Here is a 25,637-nt window from a genome sequence, read left to right as displayed (position 1 = left end):
TTCAGGCCAGGGTGACGGTGAGGGCGGAGTCGTCGCGGCTGAGGTGGTCGATCCGGAGCGCGCCGGAGGCGCCGGTGTAGTCGCCCGTCCCGCCGGTGATCGCGAAGGTGTGGGACCACGGCTGGTAGCCCAGCGCCACCTCGGTCACCGCCGGAAGCGGCCGCTCGAAGGCACCGGCGGCGGTGAGCATCCCGTCGGTGAGGCGCAGCGCCACGGTGGCCAGGACGAGGGACCCGGTCGGTCCGACGGTGATCGGCAGGCTGTGCGCGCTCTCGGTGCCGACCGGATTGTCGTCGGTGTCGCGGAGTTCGTAGTGGACGAAGTACGGTGCGCCGGCGGTGAGGACGCCCGGGATGTCGGCCGCCGCTCGCCTGCCCTTCAGGTTCAGGGTCGAGGCCCGCCGGCTCGCCCTGGCGGTCCCGGTCGCGCCGAGGGTCGCACCCATGCCGACTGCTGCCGCGGATGCCACGCGCAGGGCGTGCCTGCGGTCGATGTTCGTCATCACGTTCCCGATGCCTGGTGGGGTGGTGGGCGGACGCACGAGCGGTGCGCCCGTGTCCCGGTGGACACGGCGGCTGCCTTCCCCGTTCCGTACGGTGCCTACCCCGACCAGCTCCGGATCCCCTCGAACGGGCTATGGAGCGAACCGGAGGGTGCGGGGTGGGGACAGCCCCCGTACCGACACGGGCGTCAGCGGGATGGGCAGCCGGTGCGGCGGCCCGGCACGATGAGTCAGGACGAACACGGGCGACAAGGACAGGAGCGTTCGGTGACGGTACGTACGGGGGCCGCGGCAGTGTGGGTGGGGATGTGCGTGGTGGCGGCAGCGGGCATCCTCCCGAAGGCCGCGGCCGCGGCGGAGGGCCCGTCGGCCCCACCGGCCGGCCTCAGGGCGGCCCTGGAACAGACGGTCGCGGACGGGTTCCCGGGCGTCGTGGCGTACACCCGGAACGGCGGGCGGGAGTCCCGCGCGGCGGCCGGGCTCGCCGACACCGCGAGCGGCGAGCGGGCCCGGCCCGACCAGCGCTTCCGGATCGCCAGCAACACCAAGTCGTTCGTGTCGACGGTGCTGCTGCAACTGGAGGGCGAGGGGCGGCTCTCCCTCGACGACAGCGTGGAGCGGTGGCTGCCGGGCACGGTCCGGGGGAACGGCAACGACGGCGCGGCCGTGACCGTCCGCCAACTGCTCAACCACACCTCGGGCATCTACGACCCCACGACCGAGCCGGCGTTCTTCGCCCCCTACCTGGAACACCACGACCGGGACTACGTCTACACCCCGCGGGAGGTGGTCGCGCTGGCCGTCCGGCACGCGCCGGTCTTCGCCCCCGGCACCGACTGGGCGTACTCCAACACCAACTACCTGCTCGCCGGGCTGGTCATCGAGGCGGTCACCCATCGCAGCGCGCCCGCCGAGATCCAGCGGCGGATCATCGCGCCGCTCGGCCTCAAGGACACCTCCTTCCCGGTCACCGACCCCGACATCCACGGCCCCCATCTGCACGGCTACGACCTCGCGGGGCACGATGTCACCCGGTTCAGCCCGTCCTACGACTGGACCGCCGGCGCCATGATCTCCACCGTCGACGACCTGTCCCGGTTCCACCGGGCCCTGTTCGCCGGCAGGTTGCTGCGCCCCGCCCAGCAGCGCGCACTCCTGACCACGGTCGACTTCCCCGACAAACCGGCCTACGGACTCGGCGTGCAGCGCCGGGACGTGGAGTGCGGCACCGAGCCGGACACCAGGCAGGTCGGTACCTGGGCGACGGACGGCGGCGGCCCCGGCTACACGAGCGTGTCCCTCACCACCGTCGACGGTGAACGGCAGCTCGTCCTGGCCGTCAACCTCTACGACCTCGGCGCCGACCTCAAGGGCGCGCCGCCCGTCCCGCGGAGTACGGGACTGATGGAGGCGCAGACGGCCGCCCTGTGCGGCTGATGGCCCGACAGCTCGGAGCCGACCTCCCGTCACCCCCGGGGCCGGACGGTCGGTGCTACGGCCCGGGCGGATCGGGGGAGCCGAGCAGTTGGTCCCCGAGGTGGCTGCGGCGGTAGAGGACTTGGCGGCCGTCTCGGGCACGGGCCACCAGGCCGGTCGCGTGCAGGACGCGCAGGTGCTGGGAGACGGCGCTGGGGGAGACGTGCAGGCGGCGGGCGAGTTCGACTCCCGCCAGGGGCTCGTCGAGGAGGGCGAGCAGCCGTGCCTTGGGCGGGCCCACCAGCGCCGCCAGCGCCGGAGCATCGGGCGCGGGCTCCCGGGACCAGAGGGTCGCCACACCGCGGCACGGGTAGGAGAGGGCCGGCGCGCCGTCCGGGCTGAGCGGGGGCGCCGGCTTGTGGGCGAAGACGGACGGCACCAGCAGCAGACCGCGTCCCGAGACGGCGACGTGGTGGCGGCTGATCATGTCGGCGATGCGCAGCACCCCGTTCTCCCAACGCAGGAAGGGATGCATGTCGGCGAAGAGCAGACGGGCGCCTCCGACGGCCAGCCGGCGTGCCCGGTAGGTCATGTCGGCCTCCAGGAGGAGCCGCATCCGGGGCCAGCTCGGCCGTACGGCCAGCTCCCAGTACCGCTCCAGGGCGTCGCAGAGCGCGTCCCGGAGCCGCGCGGGGTCCGAGCGGGCCCCCAGGAGGGGTGCGGGGAGCCGGTCCGGCGCGTGGGTGGCCAGCAGGTCGGCCCGGACGACCTCCGGAGCGGTCCGGCGGACGACGGCCAGCTCCTCCTCGAAGGGCGGGGCGAAGCCCTCCGGGCGCGGGGTCAGGAAGTCGGGCAGGGTGCGCCGTGCGGAGACCACGGAGAGCAGCAACTCGGTGTCCGGCCCGGCCAGACGGGGGAGGACCGACCGCCGCCACGGCAGGTGGAGCGCGGAGAGGCCGGGCTCGCGGAGCACCCGCAGACTCACCACGGCCTCGTGCAGGGGCGAGAGGGCGAAGCGGGTGTCCGCGAGATCCTCGACGCCCAGTTCGAAGCTGACGACCATGAAGCCCCACGCTACATCCCTTGGCGGCGGCCACCCGGGTGCCGTGGACTGCCCCGCATGACACCTGAAGCGAACCCGGCCACCGTCGCCCTCGGCGGTGAGGTGGGATGAGCCGCCGCCTTCTCCTGCTCCTCTCGCTGACCTGTGCGTTCGGCGTGGGCAACCTCTACTTCCCGCAGGCGATCACCCCACTGATCGCCGCCGGGCTCGGCACATCGGTCGATTCCGCCACGCTCGTGGTGACCGCGGTCCAGATCGGTTACACGGTCGGGATCTTCCTGTTGGTGCCGCTCGGCGACCGGCTCCCCCACCGGCCGCTGCTCGTCACCCTGCTCACCCTCAGCGGTGTCGGGCTGCTGGCGGCAGCCTGCGCCCCCACCCTGCCGGCCCTGGTGGCCGCCGGAGCCTTCGTCGGCGCCACCACGGTCGCCGCGCAGATCATCTCCCCGATGGCGGCCGGGATGGTGCCCGCCGACCGGCGCGGCGCGGTGCTCGGCACCCTGCTGAGCGGCTCCATCGGCGGCATGCTGCTGGCCCGTACCTTCGGCGGCGCGCTCGGCGAGTGGCTCGGGTGGCGGGCCCCGTACCTGGTGGCCGGCGCGCTGGTGCTGGCACTCGCGGCGGTGCTGGCGCGCGCCCTGCCGGACGGGACCGCCGCCACCGCGCCGCCCACCCGGCAGCCGTACCCCGCGCTGCTCGCCGAACCGCTGCGGCTCCTGCGCGCCGAACCGGAGCTGCGCCGCTCCTGCTTCTACCAGGCGACGGTCTTCGCCGGCTTCTCGGCCGTCTGGACCTGCCTGCCGCTGCTGCTCGCCGAACCGGCCTACGGGCTGGGCGCCCAGACGGTCGGGATGCTCGCGCTGGTCGGCGCGGCGACCATGGTCTGCACCCCGCTCACGGGTCGCCACGTCGACCGGCGGGGCTCCGACCCGGTGAACCTGGCCGCCCTGCTCGGCACCCTCGGCGCGGCGGCGGTCCTCGCGGCGGGCGGCTGGGGCGGCACACCCGGGCTGGCGGTCCTCGTCCTCGGCACGCTCCTGCTCGACGTCGCGATGCAGTCCGGCATGATCGCCAACAAGACCCGGGTCTACGAGCTGCGCCCCGACGCCCGCTCCAGGCTCAACACCGCCTACATGACCTGCGGTTACCTCGGCGGCAGCGCCGGCTCCTGGCTCGGTGTCCGCGTCTACGGCCTCGCCGGCTGGCCGGCCGTCTGCGCCCTGGTGGCGCTCCTCGCCGTCCTCGCGCTGGCCCGCCACCTGGCGGCGCCGCTCCGGCGGCGCGGGACGGACCGGGCCGCCGGAGCGGCGGCACCGATCGCGGCGCACTCCACCGGCGAACCCACCGGCCTCCCGGCCGAAGGCCGGTGCGCGGTGCCGGTGCCGGTGCCGGTGCGGGCGCGGGTACAGGCGCAGGTGCCACAATCGCCCCATGAGTGAGCACGGCACCGACCACGGCTACCTGCTGGACAACAAGCAGGCCGAGGCGGGCGTTCGCTTCGGCGCCCTCGCCGAGCTGTTCGACCAGGTGACGTTCCGGCACGTCGACCGGATCGGCATCGGCGCCGGCATGCGGTGCTGGGAGGTCGGCGCCGGCGGACCCTCCGTCCCCCTCGGGCTGGCCGAACGCGTCGGCCCGACCGGTGCGGTGGTCGCCACCGACCTCGACGTCGGCTGGACCAGGGACATCGCCGGCGGCGCGATCGAGGTGCTGGTCCACGACGTGGCGGCCGATCCACCGCCGCCCGGCGGCTTCGACCTGGTGCACGCCCGGCTGGTCCTGGTGCACGTCGCCGACCGCGCCGAGGCCCTGCGCAGGATGGTCAGCGCGCTGCGCCCCGGTGGTCGGCTGCTCCTGGAGGACGCCGACCCCGCGTTGCAGCCGCTGCTCTGCCCGGACGAGTCCGGCCCCGAACAGCGGCTCGCCAACCGCTTGCGCACGGGGTTTCGCACCCTGATGGCGGCGCGCGGCGCGGACCTCGCCTACGGGCGGACCCTGCCCAGGGTGCTGCGCGAAGCCGGCCTGGAGGACGTGCGGGCCGACGCGTACTTCCCGATCACCTCACCGGCGTGCGCCGTACTGGAGGACGCGACGGTGCGGCAGATCCGCCACCGTCTGGTCGAGCACGGGCTCGCCACCGACGAGGAGATCGACCGGCACCTGGCGAACGTCGCCACCGGGCGGCTCGACCTCGCCACCGCTCCGATGATCTCCGCATGGGGACGCCGCCCGTAGTCCCGTCCGACGGCTGTCGGACCGGTCCACGGGCGGCGCCGGTCACCGGACCGGGGGCTCCCGGCCGCGACGGTCCCGCTACCGGAAGAGGCGGTCGCCGGCGTTGGCCATCCGGTGGGTGCCGCTGTGGCGGTTCACCCAGTCACGGATCAGGTTGACGGCGTTGGCGCACTGCCAGCTGTTGTCGTACTCGCGCACCCCGGTGAAGGCGCCGTAGCCGGCGATGATGCCGTCCACGCGGGCGTCGCCGAGGAGCTTGTCGACGTACCACGGGTCGTTGTACGTGGTCGTCCAGGACAGCGTGGCCGCGAGCCGCCCGGCGGCCCGGTCACCGGCGCCCTTCTTCAGCTCCGCGCAGGTGTTGTAGGTGGGTTCCGTGCAGTTGCCGAACCCCTTGGTGATGTCGGAGTCGCCGTAGTCCATCGCCCGGTGCCCGGCCGGGAACCCGTTGCCGGACCGGTTGAAGGCGCCCTGGACCTGGTCGCGGGTCCCGGTCGAGGTGATGCCCTCCAGCGGGCCGAGCCTGCCCGCCAGGCTCTGCCAGCCCCGGCCGCCGACGTCCGGGGTGCTGCCGCCGTGGTACTCGAAGAAGCCGTAGAGCACCTGGATCCCGGCGGCCGTCAGCCGCTGCGCCTTGTCACGCAGCCCGGCGACGCTGCACGTGCGGTTCGGCTGCTCCCCGCAGTAGTTCGGGTCCTTGATGTCCAGCCAGACCAGGGCGAGCCGGCGTCCCGCGTTGGCGTTGGAGAGGATACGGTCGATCATGCTGTCGAAGCTGGGGCCCAGTCGGTTCTCACCGGCCGAGGAACAGTCGTGGTAGGCACGCCATTCGTTCGGGTTCCACCACGCGCAGACGTCGATCTCGATCGCGTTGGCGCCGTGGTTGAGCGCGGCGTCCACGCCGTCCAGGGTGTCGACCCGGTGCGCGATGGCGTAGATGGCCTGGCGCTGGTCGGCGGCCGAGGCCGCGGGGGCGGCCGGAGCGGCGGTCGTGGCGGGGGCCGCGAGGGCGGGTGCGGCCAGCGCGAGCAGCGCGGCCAGGGCCACGGCCGTGGCGCGGAGGGAGCGGCGGACGGACAGCTTCATCGGTAGGTCCTTTCTGTGCGGGATCCGGCCTAATTGTCCGGTGCACGACAATGAAGGGGGAGTGCATTCTCGGCCAACTTCGTGCACGGACTTGCTGTGCGGGTATCGACTGGCTCCGAGGGGGCGGCCGCGTCGTGCGCGATACGCCGGGCGGCGGGTGACGCTCCGTCAGTTCTGCCGCGCCGCAGCCCCGGTCACTCCCTGTTCCCGCGGTCGGGGGGCCGGAGGTGACCGCCGGCCGGGCGGTCCGGTTTCCCCGTGCGCCCCGCCGCACCGCGGCCTACCGTGGAGATGAGGGGTACGGCCATGGAACGGGGGTCTCCCGTGCAAGAGCCCGTGATCGCCACCGCCCTGCTGATCGCCCTGACCGGCTGGTGTGCGGTCCACTGCGCCCTCGCCGTCGCGGGGGGCGGCTGTCCGGACCGCCGGCTGGAGCCGATCGAGTTCGTGACGGCCCTCGCCATGGTCGCCATGGTGGCACCGGCGGCGGACCCGCTGCCGCGAGTCCTGTGGGCCGCTCTGCTCGCCGCGGCCGCGGCCTGGCCGGCGCTCCTGCTGGCGGGGCGGATGGGCCGTCACCACCGCTCGGCCCCGACCGGCGCCCTGCGTCACTATCCGCACCACATCCTCAGCGCGGCGGTGATGGCCGCCCTGGTGCTGCTGATGGCACCGGCGCAGCGCCACGCGGGCGCCGGCCACACCGGTGGCGGCCACGGGGGCGGCCATGCCGCGGTGCCGGAGTGGGCCCTGCTGGCGCTGGTCGCCTACTTCCTGGTCCACGCGGCCCGCGGCGCGGGCACGCTCCTGCCGCGCCCGGCCGCCGTGGGCCGCCCGCGGGGGGAACGACCGGCAGGGCGGCCGGCCCGCGTCCACGGACCGGCCGCCCTGACCTCACCCGACCTGGTCGCCGCGCGGCGCACGGTGATGTCGATCGGCATGGCCTACATGCTGCTCGGCATGAGTTGACGGCGGGCCGTCCGGTGACCGGGTCACGCACCGCAGCGGCGTACCGCCAGGAACCTCGCGGTCTGCCCGGCGGGGCCACCCGAGTGCGGCTCCGCCCGCAGCGCCGCCCCGGCCAGGACCATCCGCTGGTCGGTCCCGGTCTCCCAGTGGCGCAGGACGACGACGTCGTGGTCGTAGTGGAGGTCCGCGACGGGCGGTCGGCCCCGGCCGCTCAACGTGAACGGGAGGCGGGGCGAGTCCTCCGCCCGGCCGACCATATCCATGATCAAAGCCGGTTCCTCCCCCGGATCCGAGAGGATCGGTTCACCGTGGAGGGCGCCGTCCGCGTCGGCCGTGAGCCGCAGCGTCGCCTGGGCGAACCGCAGGACATTGAAGTCGTCGACGGGATCGGGCCGTTCGAGGAAGCTCCGGTAGGTGTACGTGCCGGTCAGAGCGCTGGTGTTCCTGGCGTCCCTCCTGGGCGGGTGAGGCGGATCGGGCACCTCGTTCCGGGGTCCTTCGGGCGCCCTGCCCCGCCCGCCGCCGCTCGTCCGGACAGCGGGCCCGGTTCACCTCCTCGAAGGCTTGTGGACGAAGCACCACGGGGCGGCCGCCGCCGCCCCGGGAATCCGGGGCGCCCGGCCAGGGCGTCCGGCCCACCCTAGGAGTGACATGTCGAACGGAACGTTCATACGAAGAGACGCCAGCAAGATGGCCGAGTGGGATCCGGTGCTGTACTGGTACGCCCGCGCCGTCGGAAGGATGCAGCAGCGGCCCGCCACCGACCCGACGAGCTGGGTCTTCCAGGGGTGCATCCACGGCATCCCGCCCACCGTCACGCAGACGCACGAAGCCTTCAGCCAGTGTCCGCACGGAGGCTGGTTCTTCCTGCCGTGGCACCGGGGCTACCTCTGGTACTTCGAGCGGATCATCCGGGCGGCCATCAAGGAGATCGCCGCCGAGGAGCACATCACCCCCGACCCCTCCACCACCTGGGCCCTCCCGTACTGGGACTACGCGCTGGACGCGCCCTCCGCCACCCCGCCCTCGACCTTCACGACACGCGCGCTCCCGGCGGCCTTCCGCAGCCCGAAGATGCCGGACCGCCCGGGCGGCACCACCCTGACCGTCGACAACCCGCTCTGCCTCCGGGACGACCTGGAACCGACGACCGAGGCGGAGTTCTGGGCCGCCCCGCATCGCGCCAAGGACAAGAACACCGCCCGTCAGGTCCTCCCCTACGTGGACCTCAACCCCTTCAGGGCGATGAGCGAGACGATCTTCGCCGCCACGAAGAGCCGGACGCCGGTCCAGCCGACCTTCGGCAGCGAGGTCAGCTACACCGTCATGCCCCACTTCCAGCCCGGCTTCGGCGAGCTGGAGAACGTCCCGCACAACCAGGTCCACGGTGGCGTCGGCGGCTGGATGGGCCGGGTGGAGGGCTCCGCCCGCGATCCGATCTTCTGGCTGCACCACGCCAACCTCGACCGGCTCTGGTCGGGCTGGCTGGACAAGGGCAACCAGAACCCGGACCACACGTCCTGGCTGGACCACGCGTTCATCTTCTTCGACGGGAACGGACAGGAGGAACGGCCCACCAGCAAGGCGGTCATGGACGACGCACGCGACTACGCGTACGAGTCGCTGACCGACGGGTCGGGCACCCGGCCGGTGATCCTGCCGCCGGTCCAGGCCCCACGGGCGGGCGAGCGGGTCCTGGCGGCCTCCGTCGCCAACCCCCGGCAGCCGCTCGACGTCCGGGCGGCGACCACGGTGTCCCTGGAACCGAGTGGCGTCGAGGGGGCCATGCGCTCGCTCGCCGCCCGCGACGAGCCGCAGACCAACCTCATCCTCACCGTGCACGACGTGTACACCGAGATCCCGCCCGGGACGCCGTTCCACGTCTTCCTCAACGGCCCCGGCGGCGACCTCGACCCGGAGGGCCCCTACTTCGTCGGCTGGATCTCCTTCTTCGGCATGGCCGGCGCCGGCGGGCACGACGCCAGCTACGACGTCACCGAGCAGGTCCAACGCCTCAAGGACCAGGGGCTGATGCCGGACGGCCCGCTCACCGTCTCGATCGTGCCGTCCATCCCGCAGCCGGCGACGAACATCCCGCAGCCCAGCTTCGAGAGCGTCAGCCTCACCAGCATCTGATCGCCCCCGTCCCGGGAGCCTCGGCGAGTCCGCCTCGGAGCGTGGATCGTGCTGACGCGGCAAGCTGCGCGAGTTGCGCGAGCACGTCCCCCGCCTTCGCCCGGTACTTGTCGGCCGCCGCCCGGCCCCGGGCCACGTCAGCGGCGAACGTCTCCTCCGCGTAGGGGTGTTGGAAGGTCCCGCGTCTCGTAGGTCGTTCGTTCGCTCGTCTTTGCGCGGGGGAATCCCGCCCGCGATCTCCGCACTCGGTCTCGGCGGTGGTCAGCGGGATGCGGTGGGTCCCTCGTGCCGGGTGTCGGACAGCGCTGCGTGCACGGCGGCCGCCGCGTGGAGTCGCGCGGTGGGGAAGACCGGGACGGGGCTGTCCTCGGAACCGATGAGGAGCTCGATCTCGGTACAGCCGAGAATGATCCCCTCCGCACCGTCGGCGACCAGGTCCGCGATGACCTTCCGGTAGGCGGCGCGTGACTCCTCCCGCACGACGCCCAGGCAGAGCTCCTGGTAGATGACGTGGTGGACGATCGCGCGCCCGTCGGCGTCCGGGACGCGCACATCGAGTCCGCCGGCTTCGAGCCGGCCCCGGTAGAAGTCCTGCTCCATGGTGAACGCGGTGCCCAGGAGACCGACCCGGCGCAGGCCCGACGCCCGCACGGCCGTCGCGGTGGCGTCGGCCAGGTGCAGCAGCGGGATGGAGACCGCCGCCTCGACCCGGTCCGCGACCTTGTGCATGGTGTTGGTGCAGATCAGCACCATGTCCGCGCCGGCCGCCTCAAGCGCCCGGGCGGCCGCGGCCAGGATCTCGCCGGCCTCCGTCCAACGGCCCTGCACCTGCAATCGCTCGATCTCCGCGAAGTCCACCGAGTAGATCACGCACCGCGCCGAGTGGAGTCCGCCGAGGCGCTCGCGCGTGAACTCGTTCAACAACCGGTAGTACTCCGCCGTCGACTCCCAGCTCATCCCACCGATCAGGCCGATCGTCCGCACCGCCACATCCTCACATCGACTCCGAGCGGCATCGCGGCCGCCGCACGATGCCTAGTCATAAGGAATGCAGCATGGCAGACGCATATGTATAAGCTTTCCTTGGCTGTCGTGAAGCCTCCGACGCAAAGGAGGCGGAGGGCATCGTGACGCCTGCCGCTGGAGGGCCGAGTTCGGCCGATCCGGTCTGCCGACGAATGGTCCTGACGTAGCGTCAGTAACCCGCAATGTGCGATGCGTTGCCGGTCAGCGGGCCCGCAGGCCGTCGAAGACCACTTCGAAGATCCGCTGCTGGGCCGCCGGTTCGGTTCCGAGGAGTTCCATCGTCGTACTGGCGCCGGCGATCAAGGCGATCAGCTCCGGCAGGCGCAGCTCAGGGCGGACCGTGCCGGCCTGCTGCGCTCCGGTCAGCAGGCCGGCCAGTTGGGCCCGGGGCGCGAGAACCTCGCACCCCGGGCCGTCGAACCCCGGGCTGTCGAACCCCGGGCTGTCGAACTCCGGCTCACCGGAGTCCGGTTCAGCCGTAGGTCACCCGTAGATCGTGAAGCTCACGTCGGCCTGGCCCGCATACGCGTTGCTCAGGGTGAAGAGACGGGTGCTCGGACCGAACACACCGAACGTCGTCCGGCCCTTGCCCAGCCAGTCGCCGACCACGGGGAGGTCGCCCTTGACGCCGTAGGTGGCGGTCGACACGCTGCCGTCGTCGTGACGCAGGATGAACAGGTTCGGGTCGCCCGGGTTCCGACCGGGGCGGAACAGCCCGAACTGGGCGTGGCCCACGCCGTCCCAGTCGCCCACCACGGGGAGGTCCCCGGCGTCGCCGAAGGGCATCGTGGTCACCGAGCCGTCGTCGTGCCGGACGGCCAGCGTGCCGATGCTCGGGCGGTAGATGCCCAGCTGGTCGTGCCCGTTGCGGTCCCACGCGCCGACGGCCGGGATGTCGCCCGGGTCACCGAACTGCACGGCGGAGACCGAGCCGTCGTTGTGCTTCAGGGCGAAGGTGCCGGTGCTCGGGCGGTAGATGCCCAGCCGGCACCGGCAGGCGTTGTCCCACGCGCCGACCACGGGGACGTCGCCCGGGCTGCCGAACGTCCAGATCGTGCCGGCCTGGGCCGACGACTTCTGGGTGGACAGCGCCCAGCGCCCGTTGTCGAAGAGGCCGAGGTGGGTGCTGGGGCCGGCGAAGCTGCCGGTGAACGGCACGCCCGCCAGGGGACCGTGGACGTACTGCTGCACCGACGCGCCGGCGGAGCGGCCGTGGTCGTCGGTGACGGTCTCGGTCACCGTGTAGGTGCCGGAGACGGCGTAGTCGTGCGTCAGGCCGTTCGGCGGGGCCGAGCCGTCGGTCACCACGGGGGCGGATCCGTCGCCGAAGTCCACCGTGTAGCGGCTCACCGGCCAGGGGCCGTCGCTCTTGTCCGTGACCTTGATCCGGGCGACGGTGTTGTCGTCCTGGGCGACCGACAGGCGGGCCGAGATGGGGCCGGCCGGAGCGATGTTCACCGTGCTGACCGAGGTGCGGGTCAGGCCGGTCTCACTGGTGGCGGTGAGCGTCACCGTGTAGGGGCCGGCGGTCGGGTAGTCGTGGTCGATCTCGACGGTTCCGGGGTTCGCCCACACCGGCTGGCTGCCGTCGCCGAAGTCCAGGCGAGCGCCGGCCGGGGCCCAGCCCCCCGTGTAGGCGTAGCCGATCCGGGCCTGCAGCGGGTGCCCGGCGCGGGGGTAAGGCGTCGTCCAGACCGAGGCGGACATGGTGTCCTGGAGCTCGACCGCGCCACGGTCGACGAAGCCGGTTCCGGTGCCGGTGTCGGCGATCTTCGGGTGGTCGGCCCGCGGGCGGCCATAGACATCGCTGTCCAGCATGCCGGGCGCGGACTCGTCGGCCGCGTCCGTCACGCCCTGGGCGGCGACCGGCGCGTACTGCACGACGCCGAAACCACTGGCGCGGTACCCGAGCTGGGGGTCGGCGCCGTAGTCGTGCACGCCCTGGCCGGTGGCCTTGAACGCGTACGGGTTCGCGTAGGTCGCGCCGCCCCAGGAGTACCCGGACCCGCCGATGGCGGGCGCCACGACGTTGTAGTCGGCCTTGGTGCCAGCGGTCGAACCCGCCGACACCGTCAGGTTGGCGTACGGCGACTGCATGCCGTTCGCACAGGAGAAGGCCGGGAGCTTGGAGACGATGTTGTTCTCGACCGTCGCGCCCGAGGAGTTCCCGGCCAGCGACAGGTCGCTCCCGCAGTTCTGCGCGAAGGTGTTGCTCACCACCACCGTGCCCGGGGCATCGGTGACCAGCACGCCCTCCGCCGGGTTGTTGGTCACCTGGTTGGTGGTGATGACCGTCCCGGTGACGCCGGCGTCGACAGCCACACCGGCCGTGCCCACGTCACTGATGACGTTGCGGCTCAGCGTGACGGCCGTGCTCCGGCCCACGATGCGCACACCCGGGGCGGCGTTCGGGTACGCGCGGACGCCGTTGGAGACGGGGTTGCCGGCGGCCACGCTGTTGCGGTCCAGCACGATCCGCTCGGAGTCCTGGACGAGCACGCCCTCCTGCGGGCCCCCGATCGCCAGACCGGTCACCGTGACGTCGTGCACGCCCGCGAGGACGAAGCCGTGCGGGGCGGGCTGCGTACCGGTGCTCCAGGACCGCACGCCGACCGGGACGGTCCCGGACAGGTAGACCAGCTCACCGTTGAACGTGATCGGCTTGCCGGGCAGCCCGGACCGCCTGACCGTGACCTGCTCCTCGTAGCCGCCGCGGCCCGGCGCGATCCGGACGGTCTGACCCGGCTGCGCGGCGTCGGCGGCGGCCTGGATGGTGCAGTACGGCTGTGCGCTCGTGCCCGCGCCGACGTCCGAGCAGTTGGCGTGGGAGGCGTTGTCGACGTAGAGCACGCCGGAGTCGGCGGAGTCGGCGTGGGCGAGCGGCGGCAGTACGGCGCCGGCGACCGCGGAACTCGCGACGGCGACGGCCAGGCCGACGCGGCGTCGGATGGGCACAGTGGGTCTCCTTGGGAGTGATGTCTCGCTTGCGCGTCGGTTTCGATGGAGAGTGTGCTCGATTCGTGCCGACGGCGAGACGATCATTATCCAAGAGGCCTGTGACAACACCGCACGGGGGTGCCTCGACAACGGAGCCCCCGCGCCGCCCGCCGTCACCCGGCCGCACCGGCTGCGCCGCAGGTCAGACGGGGGAGCGACGCGGTGACGCTAGCGTAGCGGCCCGCACTCGTCGACGAGGACGGGCGGTGCCGACAGGAACACGCGGCCTCACCGCCCCGGGATGCCTTCGTCCATGACGTCCTGATCCACTGCACCGTGATCGCCGAACCACCCACCTCTTCCCGCTGGAGGACAGGGGGCGATCGGACGGCCCGAGTCGTCGGCCGATTCAGGGCCCCCGGCCCCCCGGGCGTCGGCCGGCACCTCCAGCGCGTGGGGGCGCTTCGATCTGGTCGAGGACATCGCCGCCCGTTGCGTTCGGGTCCGCGCGGCCGCTTTCATGGGGGCATGATCACCATTCATCTGAAGTACGAGATCGACGCCGACAAGCTGGCGGACTTCGAGGAGTACGGCCGCCGCTGGGTCGGGCTCGTCAACCGGTTCGGCGGGACGCACCACGGCTACTTCCTGCCGAGCGAGGGAGACAGCGACATCGCCTACGCCCTCTTCTCCTTTCCCGGCTTCGCCGCGTACGAGCGGTACCGCACGGACAGCATGACCGACCCGGAGTGCCAGGCGGCCTTCGAACTGGCCCGGAGCACCGGCTGCATCAAGCGGTACGAGCGCCGTTTCCTGCGCCCGCTGGACGTCACCTCCTAGGCCGGGGCAGGGGTTTGAACCGGCTGCCCCGGACGCCAGGGCGATCGGGGCAGACCGGCGGACCGACTTCACGTCCGGCACGTTGACGAGCGCGATGTGCCCGGCCCGGCCGGGGTCGGCTTCGGTGCAGGGCGGCGTCGTCACGCAGGCGCTCTGCACCGCCCCGAGGGTGGGGCGCGGGCTCGGTGGGCGGCGGCTCGGTGGTCATGAGGGCGAGCGGCCCGGGTGGTGGTGCGCCGACGTGGCCGGAGCGACGACCCGCGACGTACGGACGGGGCTAGGGAGCGCTCGTCCCCGGGCGGGCCTTGCTCATCTTCGTCGCCCTGGCCTGCGCCCAGCGCAGGAGCAGGACGGCGACCACCACCGCCATCAGGGCGGCCTTGCCGACCGGGACGGCCGTCCCGCCGCGCAGGGCGGTGGAGAACATCGGTGTCAGTACCGCCACCGCCACGGCAGGCCCGGCCGCGTACCAGGCGGCGAACAGCAGCGGGCCCGTCCCGCCGCCCGCGCCCTGGGCCGGGGACAGCATCAGGTCCTTGCGCAGCATCCCGCGGCAGGCGTTCACCAGCCCCGCGGCGACCAGTGCCGGCGCGGCGGCCGGGGCGAGCCAGGCGGCCGGGCCGCTGCCCGCGGCCAGCAGCGCCCCGGCGCAGGCCAGCCCCAGCAGGAGCCCCGCCACGGTCGGGACGATCGCGTGGCGCAGCATCAGGGCGGCGAACGGATAGGGCGACCAGGAGGCCCGCCGGACGTCGTCCGTCTCGATCCGGGCCGGCTCCAGCAGCTGTGCCACGGCCAGGTAGCCGAACACCAGGGCGGCGGCGGTGGTCAGCCAGGACAGCCCACCGGTGGCGCCGTGCGCGAGGACGGCGCAGAGCGGCGCGGGCACCGCCAGCACCACCGCGCGACCCAGCCGGGCGGGCGAGCGCAGCAGGGCGAGGGTGTCCCGCCACGGCACGACCTGCCACGCCCGCCGGGGCGCCGGCAGCCGGAGCCTGCGCTGCCGGTCGCTGCCGTTGGCGCTGTTCACGGCCAGTCGTGCGCTGCGCAGCTCGACCGTGCGGAGCGCGGCCAGCACCCCGGCGGCCGTCCTGGCCCGCTCCCGCAGCCGGGCCAGTGGCACCGTCGCGGCGGCCCGGTCGGCGAGCGCCAGGGCGGCGACGGTCGACAGCAACAGCAGTGCGGCGGCCACCCAGCCGCCCGCCACGGCGGCCGGCGTCGGCGCCAGGGCGGCGATCGCGGCCCAGCCCCACGGCCCCGACCACAGTTCGACCAGCTCCAGCCAGTGCACCGGGTGTCCGGCGACGGCCAGCGCGCTCTGGCCGGCCAGCGCGATGATCAGCACGGTCAGGTACGGAGTGAGCCGGCGCACCCAGCGGGCGGCGCGGTCGCTGCGCTCCACGACCAGCGCGGCGCAGGTGGCCAGCAGCGGTACGCACAGCCCCCCGAGCAGGCACCAGCCGAGCGCGGCCGGCAGGCCGACCCGAACGGTCAGCCCGAGCGCGACCATGCCGCCGACCGCCGCCACCAGGCCGGGGAAGGCGGCCACGGCGCAGGACAGCCAGAACCACGGACGGAGCACCGGGCGGGGCCGGACGGGGTGGGTCAGCAGCCAGTCGGTCGCCGCCCGCGGCGGCACCACCGGGCCGCGCCACAGGCCGTCCCGGACCAGCAGGACGAAGGTGAGCAGCCCGATCGCGGTGATCCCGGCGGGCATGGCGGCGAGCAGATCGCCGCCGTGGCCGGTGTAGTCGGCGCCCATGGAGGCCTGGAGGAACAGGCCGAGGCTGGGCACGCCGCCCCAGATGATCAGGATGAGGACCACGCAGTAGACCGCGAAGCCGACCGACTTGGCACGGTTGCGCCGGTGGGGGGCCCGCAGGGCGCGGAGCAGGGCGAGCGTCTCGTCGGTCCAGTCGTCGTCGTCCGTCCAGGCCTCGACGGCGAGGTCGCGGTCGGCCTCCGGGTGGGTCGTGGTCACCGGGCACCCGCCGAGCCGGCGGCGGTGCGGGCCGCGAGATCCGCTGCCAGGACCTTGCGGGTCGCGCCCTGCTTCAGGATCTTGCCGTCCTCCAGCACCACCACCCGGTCGGCCACGTCCAGGGCGAGGTCGGTGTGGTGGGTGACCAGGAGCACCGCGACGCCGTCGGCCAGCTCCGCCCTGAGCAGGTCGGCGAGGTGTCGGCGGGCGTCCGGGTCGAGCCGCTGCTCGGGCTCGTCCAGCAGCAGCAGGTCGCGCGGGCGCACCAGCGCGCACGCCAGCAGCAGGGCCTGCATCTGTCCGGAGGAGAGGGCCGAGGGCAGCGCGTCGGCCCGTGCCGTGAGCATCCGGTCGGTCAGTACCTGGGAGACCCAGTCGGGCGCGTCGGCGACCCCGTGCGCGACCGCTACCAGGAGCAGGTGCTCGCGGACGGTCAGGTCGGGGTAGCAGGCGACGGTGTCGCCGACCACCGCCACCCGGGCCCGGACCCGGGGGTCGTTCTCGTCCATCGGGATGCCGTCGAAGACCACGGTGCCCTTGCTGGGGGCGTCGCGTCCGGCCGCGACCCTGAGCAGGGTCGACTTGCCCGATCCGTTGTGGCCGAGCAGTGCCACGCACTCTCCGGCGGCCAGCGACAGGCTCACGGGGTGCAGCACCTCCCGCTCGCCGTACGAGCGGCTGACGCCGGTCAGCTGCAGCAGGGGCTTGCGAGCCGCGGCACGTGGTTCGGCGGCGTTCTTGGCCATGGGGAGGGCGCCTCTCGACGGGGTGTCCGGCCACAGTACCGATCCACCGGCGGCCACCCGGGTGAGGGTGGCCGCCGGCCCGGAGCCGGTGCGGACGTCGCGCCCGGTTCGGCCCGCGGTGGGCGTGGAGCGCACCGGGGGCCACCCGCCCGCCCGCGGTGCGCCCACGCGCGCCGGTCAGGCGGGGTCGATGACCACGATCGGGATCTCGCGGTCGGTCCTGGCCTGGTACTCGTCGTACGCGGGCCAGTGGCCCACCATGACCGGCCAGAAGGCGGCCCGCTCCGCGGCGGTGGCGGTGCGCGCGGTGCCCTGGACGATCGTCGGGCCGACCTGTACGCGGACCCGGGGGTCGGCCGTCAGGTTCCGGTACCACAGGGGCGCGTCGTCGGCCCCGCCCTTGGAGGCGACGACGAGGTAGCGGCCGCCGTCCTCGCCGTAGATGAGCGGAGTGCGGACGGCCTGCCCGGAGACCCGGCCGACGGTGGTCAGCAGGAGGGTCTGGGTGCCCTTCCAGTGCTGCCCCTCGGCGCCGTTCGAGCCCACGTACTGCTTGACGTGGTCCAGCTGCCAGGTGCCCGGCGCGGGGTCCTTGGGGTGGTCCCAGTCGATGTCGGTCACGGTGTCCGCCTGCCTTCGTGTGGAATGGGTCGACAGTTTCGACAACGACTGCCGACGCCTCCGGGCACGGTCGCCCCGGGCCACTGGTCCGGGAGAACCTGCGGGGGCACAGCGACGGGGCCCAGCGACGGGGCCCAGCGACGGGGCCCAGCGACGGGGTGCCGCGGGGGACCGGGGAACCTGCCCCGCCCCGCCCGGCCCCGCACGGTGCGGCGCGAGCTCGCGCCGCGCCATCAGCCTCGGAGCGGGACCGGCCGCGGTGCTGCGGGGAGGCAACGGTGGCGCCCGGTCGGGTGCCGCGGCGGTGGGGCCTCCCGACGACTCGAAGGGAGGCCCCACCGCTTCTCTCCTACGCCCCCGCCGACCGCGACAGCTGCCGCGCCGTGTCGAGCGATCCGAGAGGGTGCGGAGCAGTGCGCGCGCCGGTCGGCGCAGGGGGGCCGAGGAGCGTCGCGGGCTTCGCCAGGTCGACGGAGCCGGGACGCTGGATCGTGAGTTCGAAGTCCCGGTGCGCCTTGGCGCCCAGGGCCGGCGGCAGGTGGATGCGCCCGTCCCCGAGCATGCGCCGGATCCGCGCGCGGCTCAGCCCGAGCCCGAGCGCGAGGAGCCGCTCGACGCGGATCGGCGCGGGCAGCTCGAAGGTGACCAGCACCCTGAGCGGGGTCGGGTCGTCGAGCGCGTAGAGGGGCGTGCGGGTCTCCAGGCCCCAGGTGCCGGTCCAGTCGAGGCGGTATCCGGTCTTCGCGGCGAGTGCCGCACTGATCGTCAACTCCCGCACCACGGCGGGGTCATTGGTCTCGTACGCCACCCGGCGGGCGGGCTCCAGCGACGAGACGTGGACGCGCTCGTGGACGGGCACCTTGGACGTCCGGTCGCACCCCGCGCAACTCAGGAGGAGCCAGACGTCGAGGAGCTTGCCGTTCGCGTTGACGCGGATCTTGCCCGAGGGACGGTGACGCGTGCTGTAGCAGTCCGGGCACTGGCGCACGACGGTGGGCAGGGCGGACTGGCGCACGGCCCACAGGGCCTTGCGGTCGGTATGCATGGAGGTGATTGCTTTCAGGACTCGGCAGGAGCTCTCGCAGGCGGTGCTGCGGCTCCTGGATCTGACGGATGCACACGCGGGCGCGACTGATCGCCTCGGGGCCGAGCCATCAGGCTCCGAGATCGATCGCGCGACAGGGTGGTTCTCGCTACGTGGCAGCCGTTACAGGTCCATGCGGGCGATCCTGTCGAGGTCACCGCTCGAAGGCAAGCCGTTTTCCGTCGGCCTGGGCCTGGGCCTGGGCCGGAGACAGGTGCGGGTGCGGGTGGGGCGTCAGGTCGCCGGCAGCGCACGGGGCTTCGGACGCCGCGACAGTCCGGGCGGCGTGCAGTGGAACCGGGGGAGGAGGTAGCGGCGGCTCAGTCGAACCGGATGTGCTTCACACCCGTCCACGTCCGCCGAAGGCGCCCGCGGAGCGCGCTGTCGGTGTTCGGGGCGAGCGTCAGCCCGGAGGCGGCGGCGATGTGCTCGGCGACCTGCGCGACGGTGAGGCGGTCGGTCCACAGGTGCTCGGCGAACTCGTCCTGGCGCAGGCGCTCCAGGCACACGTCGAGTTTCGACAGGGCGAAGCTCTCCCGGCGCGGAGCGGCGTCCTTCCCGGCGACGAACTGCACGACGTGCCCGAAGCCGCGCTCGCGCAGCCGTCGCAGCACCGTCGCCCGCTCCGCCAGCAACGCGAAGTGCCGAACGTCGTGGCCGCGCTTCCGCAGCCGACCGACGGTCTCGCGGAGGTACGCCGGTTCCACGACCGTCATCGGCGCGATCACCACGCCGTCGTGCTCGGTCAGAGCACGGTCCAGCACCTCGAACACTCCCTGCCGCCAGGCGGGAAGGTCCTGGAAGTCCCCGCGCAGCGAGGGCGGCATCATCCGGTGCAGGCCGAAACCCACGTGCTCGGGGTCGCAGATGACGCTGCCCGCCAGCCGCCGCCGGATCTCGTGCGCGGTCTGTGTCTTGCCCCCGCCGAAGGGGCCGTTGATCCACAGGAGCATGCGCCGACCCTACTGCGCCCGACGCGGCAGCGGGGAGCGCGGCGGTCAGGGAACGGGCACCGCCCGCCCCCGCTCCGGTCGGGGCGTCGGGAGCGGCGGCGGGCGGTGGTCCGGGGCGGGGTCGGTCAGTCGATGGACCAGTGCTGCAGGGCGGAGCCGGTGTCGGGCTGCTGGGTCACCATGGCGCCGTTGGCGGCCGAGGCGGCGGTGACGAGCAGGCCGGTGGCGGCGGAGGCGATGGTGTACTGGTCGTTGTCGCCGGGGGTGATCTTCCAGCGCTGACCGGTCTGGTTGTCGCAGGTCCGCTGGACGACGGCGCCGCCGGCGGCGCCGGTCGCCTCGGCGCACTTGCCGGACGACTTGTTGGTCATGGTGTAGGAGCCGTCGGGCTGGGGGGCGAAGGTCCAGGTCTGGTTGGGGCCGCGGTTCGGCGACCACAGCACCGGTGCGGTGCCGTCGGTGGTGGAGCCGCCGGGGTTGTCGAGCGCCTTGCCCCCGGTCTCGACGCTGTGCGCGCCCGGCACCGTCTTCACGACGCCGGGCCAGGGGATGCCGTGGGCGGCGTAGTAGCCGATCCCGGCGGCGGTCCAGCGGGGGCCCTGCTGGGCCAGGCGCTGGCGGAAGCTGTTCCAGTCATGGGCGGACCGGGGGCTCCAGCCGACCTCCGCGAGCGCGGGGAGACGGGGGAAGCTCATGTAGTCGGCGTAGTCCTGCGGTGCGGGCCAGCGGGTGTCCGGGGTCGGCAGGCCGTTACTGCCCTCGTAGGCACGGTCGGCCCAGAGGGCGGCCTCGACGCCGGCGATCCTCTCGGCCGGGACGACCGAGCCGGTGCCGTCGGGCTTGGCGGTGCTGGTCGTCGGGTCCCACTCGTAGGCGCGCTGCACCGACACGTAGCCGGACCAGCTCAGGCCGTACGGGGTGGCGACCTCGTACTTCATGTCCAGGTAGGCGTGGTCGGACGGGGACATCACGAACTTGGCGCCCTGCGCGACCCCCTGGCGGACCTCGCGGATGCTCTTGGTCTCCTCGGCGGTGCCGATGCTCTCCCGGTCCTCGTCCTCACCCCAGTACTGCAGGAGGCTGTTGGCGGGGACGCCGGACTGGCCGAGCTGGTGCCAGCCCATCACGGTCTTGTCGCGGCCGGTGGTGGCCGAGGTGGCCGCCTTGACGTAGGCGGCGTACTCCTCCGGGGACGCATCCGGGGTCTCGTCGCCGCCGAGGTGGATGTAGGGGCCGGGGGTGAGCTTGGCGACCTCCTTGATGACCTTCGCCAGGAAGCGCCTGGTGTTTCCGATGTGGGCCGCGTCCTCCAGACAGTAGAGGCTGATGCCGACGTCGAAGCCCGAGTAGGGGGCCTTCGCCTTGTCATCGCAGTTCAGGCCCGGTACCGACGCGAGGGCGGCTTCCGTGTGGCCGGGTCCGTCGATCTCGGGCACCACGGTCATGAAGCGGGACGTGGCGTAGGAGACGATCTCCTTGTAGTCCGCTGCCGAGTAGTACCAGTCGCGGCCGCCGGTGAAGCCGCTCTGCGTACTGGCGCCGATCGAGGTCAGCTCCGGCATGCCCTCGATGGCGATGCGCCACCCCTGGTCGTCCGTCAGGTGCAGGTGGAGGGTGTTGATCTTGTACGCGGCCGCCTCGTCGATGTAGCGCTTGACCTGGGCGACGGGGTAGAAGCGGCGGGCGACGTCCAGCATCACGCCGCGGTACTCGTAGCGGGGCGAGTCGGAGATCTTCGCGGGCGACACCGTCCACGCACGGGACTGCCTGGTGGGGGACTCGACCGCGGCGGGGAGCAGCTGCCGGAGCGTCTGCACGCCGCGGAACAGGCCCTGGGCGCCGTGCGCCCTGACGACGACACCGCGCTCGTCGGAGGTGAGGGTGTAGCCCTCGTCCCCCAGGCTCTTGGGGCCGTCGGGATCGAGCACGATCGCGTTCTTCGGCGCCCGGTCGTCCTTGACCACCGCGAGGTTGTAGCCCGTGGCGGGGCCCAGCAGCTGGGCGAGGTAGGTGCCGACGCCCACCGCCGCCGAGTCCCGGGAGAGGACGGCGATGCGGGTCTGCGGGGTGAGGGTGAACCCGGCGCCCGCCACTGCCTGCTGCGAGACCGGCTGCGGTACCAGGGCGTAGGGGGCGGGGTCGGGGGCGGGAGGAGCGGCGGCGGCCTGGGAGAGCGTGGCCGTGAGCGGGAGGGTGACGACGGCTGTGGCGAGTGCGACGAGGCGTCTGCCTCGTCGGTGCGACCTGCGCATGTTGACTCCTCGGGCAAGAAGGCACGGGACCGAACACCGGGTGGACGGTCGGGGAGGCGCGTGTTGTGTGTCGGCGGGGATGGTGACTCGGGGTCTCGGCAGCTGGTGTCGGGCCCCGAGGCATCCCCCGGCGGTGCGCCGGTGAGCGGAGCGCCGGATCTCCTGCCGTGCCGGGTGCCGCGCGGTGGGGCGGCGGCATCAGGCACGTGACGCAAGAGCGCGCCGAATCTGCTTCTGGATGATTGAACTAAGTGCCTTGTGAGCAGCTTTAACCATGAAGGTGTCAGGGAGGTCAAAAGGTGTCAAGACCTACGCGGTCGTAGCTTGTCGTTCGTGGGCGGCGCTGCCGCGCGGGCCGTCGGAGCTTCCGGAGCACCCTCGGAAGCACGGCCGATCGGTACCGGTCCGCCGGTTCGGCGAGCTGCGCCGCTCGGGCGCTTCATCACCGTGGCCTGTCGGATGTACGGTACGCCTCCGCGCCCCCGCCGATGTCGAAACCGTGCGGGATCCCCGCCGCCCCCGCCCCCGCGAGCGCGTCGCGGTGGCGCAGGGTTCCGGCCTCCTCAGTGACGGATCATGCGCTCAATATCGATAGATGGATCAGGCGGCATCAGGCCGGTGTGAGCAGACGGGTCTCGGCGGCGGGCAGGCCCTTGACCCACCAGTGGTCGTAGCGCCGGTAGACCCGCGGGTCGCGGTCGGCGAGGAAGGCGAACAGCGCACCGGCCTCCGCGGCCAGCGCCTCCCAGACCTCCTCCGGGAGGGGGTGGAAGGCGGTGGCCTCGATCCCCGCGTCGACGCTCCGCCAGACGCCGGCGACGTGGCCGTCGACCAGCAGGGTCGGCAGCACGTCCCCGTTCACCCGGATCACCAGCTTGCGGTAGGCGGCCGGGAGGACCCTGCTGCGGTCGGCGTAGACCAGCAGGGTGCTGTCCCACATCGGCAGGAGCCTGGGCGGAGCCGGGGTGTCCTCGTCCGGCCGGGGCGCGCCGGGGAGGTCGAACAGCACCGTGCCGTCGGGGCCCTCCAGCTCTTCGAGTTCGTCGCGGAGTGCCTGCACGGCCTTTCTGGCGCGGGCCCGTTGGATCATGGCGAACTGCGCCATGTCCGCCACCGAGGCCGGGCCGAAGCCCTCCAGGTAGCGGCGGATCAGTGGCCCCGTGCTGTCGAGGACGGCGTCCGGGTCGGTCAGCACCGGCCGCGTGGCGGCGGCGACGTACGACGGCCGGGGGGTGAACGACCAGGGCCCGCCGGCGGGCACGTGCCACAGCGGCGCGTACTGCCGCAGCATCCGCCACGCCGGGAGCTCCACCGGCGTGCCACGGCGTTCGCCGAGCCAGGCCTGGGCCTCGGCGCCGGTCCGCGGCCGGTCGGCGAAGTCCAGCAGCTCGGGAAGCAGGGCGTCGGCGTCGGCGGCGGTCAGCCCGGACGCCGTGAAGCGCGCGTCGCCGAGCCTGGAGGCGCGCAGGGTCGGCTCCACGGCCTCGCGGAAGGCCCGGTAGTCCTCGCGGTGGACCAGGTGCAGCGTGATCCGCATCAGCGTCGACCGCACCACCCGCAGCCCGGCCACGGCGCCGTCGAGTCCGGCCGGGTCGAACCCGCTGATCCGGTTCCACAGTGCCAGGTAGGGCGAGGCGGGCTCCTGCGCCTGGAGGGCGACCACCCGCCGCACCGCGTCGGCGGCGTCGATCGGCTCCCGCGCCAGCAGCAACTGCCGGGCGAGGGTCGAGCGGTTGAGGGCGCGCGCCGTGATCACCATGCCCGCATTCTCCCGGCTCGCCGCTCCCCGGGAAACCCGCGGGCCGGGGCGTGCCGGTACCGCCTCCCGCCCGGAGCGGCTGGTGGGCTCCCGTGAACGGTGAACGGGGCGGCGCCCGTCGGGGAGAATCGCGGCATGCGGATTCTGATCATCACCGCCGGGTCGCGCGGCGACGTCGCACCGTTCACGGGCCTGGGGCGACGCCTGCTGGACGCCGGACACGAGGTCGCCGTGGCGGCCCATCCGGCCTTCGCCGCACTCGTCGGCGGGTGCGGCCTCGGGTACCGGCCGCTGCCCGGGGACCCGGAGGAGCTGATCCGCGGCTGGTCCCGGGCGGCGTCGCGGGAGGAGGCCCGGGCGCTGACGAGGGCGTACGTGGACGGGCTCGCCGACGGTGTGGAGCGGGCCGTGGCGGACGGCACCGACCTGGTGCTCACCGCCTTCGCCCCGGCTCCGCTGAGCGAGACGGCCGGTGAGGCGCTGGGTGTGCCCGTCCTCGAGACCCACCTCGTACCGGCGTTCGCCACCCGGGAGTTCGCGCTGCCCGGTGCGACGGACGCCGACGGCCTGGGGCCGGAGGGCAACCTGGCCGCGGGCCACGACGTGGTGCGGCGCCGGGACCAGCTCTTCGCGGGCGCCGCGACCCGGCTGCGGTCCCGCCTCGGGCTGCCCGAAGCGGCACCGGCACCGTCCGAGGCCGACCGCCGCCCGGTCTTCGCCGGCTTCAGCCCCTCCGTGCTGCCGCGCCCGGCGGACTGGCCGACCCGGGTCGAGGTCCCGGGCTACTGGTGGCCCGCCCGGCCGGACGGCTGGCGGCCCCCGGCCGAGCTGGCCGACTTCCTCCAGGCCGGGCCGCCACCGGTGTTCATCGGGTTCGGCAGCATGGCCCCGGGGCACGGGGAACGGCTCAGCGACCTGGTGGCCGCGGCGGTGAAGCGGGCGGGGGTGCGCGCGGTGGTCCAGGCGGGCTGGGCCGACCTCGGCGGCGGTGGCGACGACGTCCTCGCCATCGGCGACGTACCGCACGACTGGCTCTTCCCCCGCACGGCCGCCGTCGTCCACCACGCCGGAGCGGGTACCACCGGGGCGGGGCTGCGTGCCGGGGTACCGGCCGTACCGGTCCCCGTCATGGCCGACCAGCCCTTCTGGGCGGACCGGCTGCACCGGCTGGGCGTCGCCCCGCTGGTGCTGCCGTTCGAGGAGCTGAGCGCCGAAGCCCTCGGGGCCGCGATCACGGCCTGTACGACCGAGCCGGTCCACCGGAGCCGCGCGGCCGAACTCGCCCGGCGGATCGCCACGGAGGACGGCGCCGCCCCGGTGCTCGCCCACATCGACACGGCGTACGGCCGGTGAGACCGGGGCTCGCCCGGGCCTCCTCGCGGCCGGGCGGAGCGTCCGCCGTCGCCGCGCGCTACGGGGCGGCGTAGCAGCGGACGGCGACCAGCTGCTCCGGGCTCCAGCGCTGTTCGACGGTGGCCAGCAGCCGCCAGCCGAGGCGTTCGTAGAGCGCGGCCGCGGCGGTGTCGGACGCCACCACGTCGAGCACCGGGTGCAGAGCGCGGGCCCGGGCCTCCTCGGCCGCCCGCGCCACCAGCAGCGCGCCGATCCCGCGGCCACGGGCGGACGGGGCGACGAACAGCCGGTTGACCACCGCCGTCCCGTCGACGCCCACCCCCGCCCGAGCGCTCCAGAGCCCCGGCGCCGCGTCGCCCGCGCCGCTGCGGGACAGGACGACATGGCCGGCGATCCGGCCGTCCAGCTCCGCCACCCACGAGCCGATGAGCGCGGGCGGCGTGAGCCATGACGTCGGCGCCTCGGGCCAGTTCACCGGGTAGCCGTCCCGCGCATGGACCTCCGCCAGGACCCGCACGCACGCACCGAGGTCACGGTCGTCACGACACCGCACGCCCGGGGCGGTGCCCGGGCCGGACCCGCTCTCACTCCTCATCGCGGCATGGAACCACAGTCCGGCGCCCGTGACCAGCCGCTTTCTGCCGGTGCCGGGAGGGGGACGGCCGCCACACGCGTGCGCTCGCG

22 protein-coding genes are annotated in these 25,637 nt (G+C 73.7%); 7 read left to right on the top strand and 15 right to left on the bottom strand.

Translation table 11 applies throughout. The features are described from left to right. Position 1 precedes the first annotated feature (1 nt). Positions 2-502: a hypothetical protein gene (locus OG618_RS02200; protein WP_329485401.1), complete on the bottom strand. Its 501-nt coding sequence runs from the start codon at positions 500-502 to the stop codon at positions 2-4. 267 nt (positions 503-769) lie between these two features. Between OG618_RS02200 and OG618_RS02195 the strand changes: the two genes are divergently transcribed. Beyond that, the gene (locus tag OG618_RS02195) at positions 770-1,939 is read left to right on the top strand and encodes a serine hydrolase domain-containing protein (protein ID WP_329485400.1); all 1,170 of its coding nucleotides are present in this window, start codon (positions 770-772) and stop codon (positions 1,937-1,939) included. Between the two features lie 55 nt (positions 1,940-1,994). On the opposite strand, the gene OG618_RS02190 is transcribed toward OG618_RS02195, so the two are convergent. After that, positions 1,995-2,981: an ArsR/SmtB family transcription factor gene (locus tag OG618_RS02190; RefSeq protein WP_329485399.1), complete on the bottom strand. Its 987-nt coding sequence runs from the start codon at positions 2,979-2,981 to the stop codon at positions 1,995-1,997. A 107-nt stretch (positions 2,982-3,088) separates the two neighbouring features. Here OG618_RS02190 and OG618_RS02185 point away from each other — a divergent pair, with 107 nt between their 5' ends. After that, the gene (locus OG618_RS02185; protein WP_329485398.1) at positions 3,089-4,420 is read left to right on the top strand and encodes an MFS transporter; all 1,332 of its coding nucleotides are present in this window, start codon (positions 3,089-3,091) and stop codon (positions 4,418-4,420) included. Beyond that, complete coding sequence (locus OG618_RS02180; protein WP_329485397.1) at positions 4,413-5,216, top strand: methyltransferase domain-containing protein; 804 nt, start codon at positions 4,413-4,415, stop codon at positions 5,214-5,216. Before OG618_RS02185 ends, OG618_RS02180 begins: the two co-directional genes overlap by 8 nt. Positions 5,217-5,294: 78 nt before the next feature. Here OG618_RS02180 and OG618_RS02175 read toward each other — a convergent pair whose 3' ends face one another. Next, positions 5,295-6,302 (bottom strand): phospholipase, encoded by a 1,008-nt coding sequence (locus OG618_RS02175; RefSeq protein ID WP_329485396.1) that lies wholly within the window; start codon positions 6,300-6,302, stop codon positions 5,295-5,297. A 324-nt stretch (positions 6,303-6,626) separates the two neighbouring features. Between OG618_RS02175 and OG618_RS02170 the strand changes: the two genes are divergently transcribed. Continuing rightward, positions 6,627-7,268: a DUF5134 domain-containing protein gene (locus OG618_RS02170; RefSeq protein ID WP_329485395.1), complete on the top strand. Its 642-nt coding sequence runs from the start codon at positions 6,627-6,629 to the stop codon at positions 7,266-7,268. Positions 7,269-7,291: 23 nt separating this feature from the next. On the opposite strand, the gene OG618_RS02165 is transcribed toward OG618_RS02170, so the two are convergent. Next, a complete protein-coding gene (locus OG618_RS02165; RefSeq protein WP_329485394.1) occupies positions 7,292-7,750 on the bottom strand; it encodes a hypothetical protein in 459 nt (152 codons plus the stop codon). 208 nt (positions 7,751-7,958) lie between these two features. On the opposite strand from OG618_RS02165, the gene OG618_RS02160 reads away from it, so the two are divergent. Further along, positions 7,959-9,404 carry a tyrosinase family protein gene (locus OG618_RS02160; RefSeq protein ID WP_329485393.1) on the top strand — a complete coding sequence of 482 codons (1,446 nt, stop codon included), beginning with the start codon at positions 7,959-7,961 and terminating at the stop codon, positions 9,402-9,404. Positions 9,405-9,665: 261 nt separating this feature from the next. Here OG618_RS02160 and OG618_RS02155 read toward each other — a convergent pair whose 3' ends face one another. The 3 genes from OG618_RS02155 to OG618_RS02145 all read right to left on the bottom strand — a co-directional run bounded on the left by OG618_RS02155 (position 9,666) and on the right by OG618_RS02145 (position 13,385). Continuing rightward, complete coding sequence (locus OG618_RS02155) at positions 9,666-10,388, bottom strand: aspartate/glutamate racemase family protein (protein WP_329485392.1); 723 nt, start codon at positions 10,386-10,388, stop codon at positions 9,666-9,668. Between the two features lie 243 nt (positions 10,389-10,631). Then, positions 10,632-10,808, bottom strand: coding sequence for an SbtR family transcriptional regulator (locus OG618_RS02150; RefSeq protein WP_329491984.1), 177 nt, complete (start codon positions 10,806-10,808; stop codon positions 10,632-10,634). Positions 10,809-10,913: 105 nt separating this feature from the next. Next, a complete protein-coding gene (locus tag OG618_RS02145) occupies positions 10,914-13,385 on the bottom strand; it encodes a PKD domain-containing protein (protein WP_329485391.1) in 2,472 nt (823 codons plus the stop codon). A 510-nt stretch (positions 13,386-13,895) separates the two neighbouring features. On the opposite strand from OG618_RS02145, the gene OG618_RS02140 reads away from it, so the two are divergent. After that, the gene (locus OG618_RS02140; RefSeq protein WP_329485390.1) at positions 13,896-14,207 is read left to right on the top strand and encodes an NIPSNAP family protein; all 312 of its coding nucleotides are present in this window, start codon (positions 13,896-13,898) and stop codon (positions 14,205-14,207) included. A gap of 277 nt (positions 14,208-14,484) precedes the next feature. On the opposite strand, the gene OG618_RS02135 is transcribed toward OG618_RS02140, so the two are convergent. The 7 genes from OG618_RS02135 to OG618_RS02105 form a co-directional block, all read right to left on the bottom strand. Continuing rightward, positions 14,485-16,185 (bottom strand): hypothetical protein, encoded by a 1,701-nt coding sequence (locus OG618_RS02135; protein WP_329485389.1) that lies wholly within the window; start codon positions 16,183-16,185, stop codon positions 14,485-14,487. Beyond that, on the bottom strand, positions 16,182-16,931 hold the full coding sequence (locus tag OG618_RS02130) for an ABC transporter ATP-binding protein (protein ID WP_329485388.1): 750 nt from the start codon (positions 16,929-16,931) through the stop codon (positions 16,182-16,184). Before OG618_RS02130 ends, OG618_RS02135 begins: the two co-directional genes overlap by 4 nt. Before the next feature lie 177 nt (positions 16,932-17,108). After that, a complete protein-coding gene (locus tag OG618_RS02125) occupies positions 17,109-17,552 on the bottom strand; it encodes a nitroreductase family deazaflavin-dependent oxidoreductase (protein WP_329485387.1) in 444 nt (147 codons plus the stop codon). Between the two features lie 349 nt (positions 17,553-17,901). After that, complete coding sequence (locus OG618_RS02120; protein WP_329485386.1) at positions 17,902-18,597, bottom strand: DUF1062 domain-containing protein; 696 nt, start codon at positions 18,595-18,597, stop codon at positions 17,902-17,904. A gap of 359 nt (positions 18,598-18,956) precedes the next feature. Continuing rightward, positions 18,957-19,589 carry an AAA family ATPase gene (locus tag OG618_RS02115; protein WP_329485385.1) on the bottom strand — a complete coding sequence of 211 codons (633 nt, stop codon included), beginning with the start codon at positions 19,587-19,589 and terminating at the stop codon, positions 18,957-18,959. Between the two features lie 125 nt (positions 19,590-19,714). Beyond that, positions 19,715-21,841: a family 20 glycosylhydrolase gene (locus OG618_RS02110; protein WP_329485384.1), complete on the bottom strand. Its 2,127-nt coding sequence runs from the start codon at positions 21,839-21,841 to the stop codon at positions 19,715-19,717. Positions 21,842-22,451: 610 nt separating this feature from the next. Next, positions 22,452-23,600, bottom strand: coding sequence for a winged helix DNA-binding domain-containing protein (locus OG618_RS02105; protein ID WP_329485383.1), 1,149 nt, complete (start codon positions 23,598-23,600; stop codon positions 22,452-22,454). Positions 23,601-23,735: 135 nt separating this feature from the next. On the opposite strand from OG618_RS02105, the gene OG618_RS02100 reads away from it, so the two are divergent. Continuing rightward, positions 23,736-24,953, top strand: a complete 1,218-nt coding sequence (locus tag OG618_RS02100) for a glycosyltransferase (protein ID WP_329485382.1) — start codon at positions 23,736-23,738, stop codon at positions 24,951-24,953. Positions 24,954-25,011: 58 nt separating this feature from the next. On the opposite strand, the gene OG618_RS02095 is transcribed toward OG618_RS02100, so the two are convergent. After that, a complete protein-coding gene (locus tag OG618_RS02095; protein WP_329485381.1) occupies positions 25,012-25,548 on the bottom strand; it encodes a GNAT family N-acetyltransferase in 537 nt (178 codons plus the stop codon). Between the last annotated feature and the right edge of the window lie 89 nt (positions 25,549-25,637).

Origin of the sequence: Kitasatospora sp. NBC_01246 (assembly GCF_036226505.1) — a bacterium.
Classification (GTDB): domain Bacteria; phylum Actinomycetota; class Actinomycetes; order Streptomycetales; family Streptomycetaceae; genus Kitasatospora.
The sequence above is the reverse complement of the archived record's forward strand: the minus strand, read 5'-3'. Positions and strand labels throughout refer to the sequence as shown.

Bases quoted from the DNA above. Each gene is read 5' to 3' on its own strand.
- OG618_RS02200 (WP_329485401.1), bottom strand. From the start codon at position 502: ATGACGAACATCGACCGCAGGCACGCCCTGCGCGTGGCATCCGCGGCA.
- OG618_RS02190 (WP_329485399.1), bottom strand. From the start codon at position 2,981: ATGGTCGTCAGCTTCGAACTGGGCGTCGAGGATCTCGCGGACACCCGC.
- OG618_RS02185 (WP_329485398.1), top strand. From the start codon at position 3,089: ATGAGCCGCCGCCTTCTCCTGCTCCTCTCGCTGACCTGTGCGTTCGGC.
- OG618_RS02180 (WP_329485397.1), top strand. From the start codon at position 4,413: ATGAGTGAGCACGGCACCGACCACGGCTACCTGCTGGACAACAAGCAG.
- OG618_RS02175 (WP_329485396.1), bottom strand. From the start codon at position 6,302: ATGAAGCTGTCCGTCCGCCGCTCCCTCCGCGCCACGGCCGTGGCCCTG.
- OG618_RS02160 (WP_329485393.1), top strand. From the start codon at position 7,959: ATGGCCGAGTGGGATCCGGTGCTGTACTGGTACGCCCGCGCCGTCGGA.
- OG618_RS02140 (WP_329485390.1), top strand. From the start codon at position 13,896: ATGATCACCATTCATCTGAAGTACGAGATCGACGCCGACAAGCTGGCG.
- OG618_RS02130 (WP_329485388.1), bottom strand. From the start codon at position 16,931: ATGGCCAAGAACGCCGCCGAACCACGTGCCGCGGCTCGCAAGCCCCTG.
- OG618_RS02120 (WP_329485386.1), bottom strand. From the start codon at position 18,597: ATGCATACCGACCGCAAGGCCCTGTGGGCCGTGCGCCAGTCCGCCCTG.
- OG618_RS02115 (WP_329485385.1), bottom strand. From the start codon at position 19,589: ATGCTCCTGTGGATCAACGGCCCCTTCGGCGGGGGCAAGACACAGACC.
- OG618_RS02110 (WP_329485384.1), bottom strand. From the start codon at position 21,841: ATGCGCAGGTCGCACCGACGAGGCAGACGCCTCGTCGCACTCGCCACA.
- OG618_RS02105 (WP_329485383.1), bottom strand. From the start codon at position 23,600: ATGGTGATCACGGCGCGCGCCCTCAACCGCTCGACCCTCGCCCGGCAG.
- OG618_RS02100 (WP_329485382.1), top strand. From the start codon at position 23,736: ATGCGGATTCTGATCATCACCGCCGGGTCGCGCGGCGACGTCGCACCG.
- OG618_RS02095 (WP_329485381.1), bottom strand. From the start codon at position 25,548: ATGAGGAGTGAGAGCGGGTCCGGCCCGGGCACCGCCCCGGGCGTGCGG.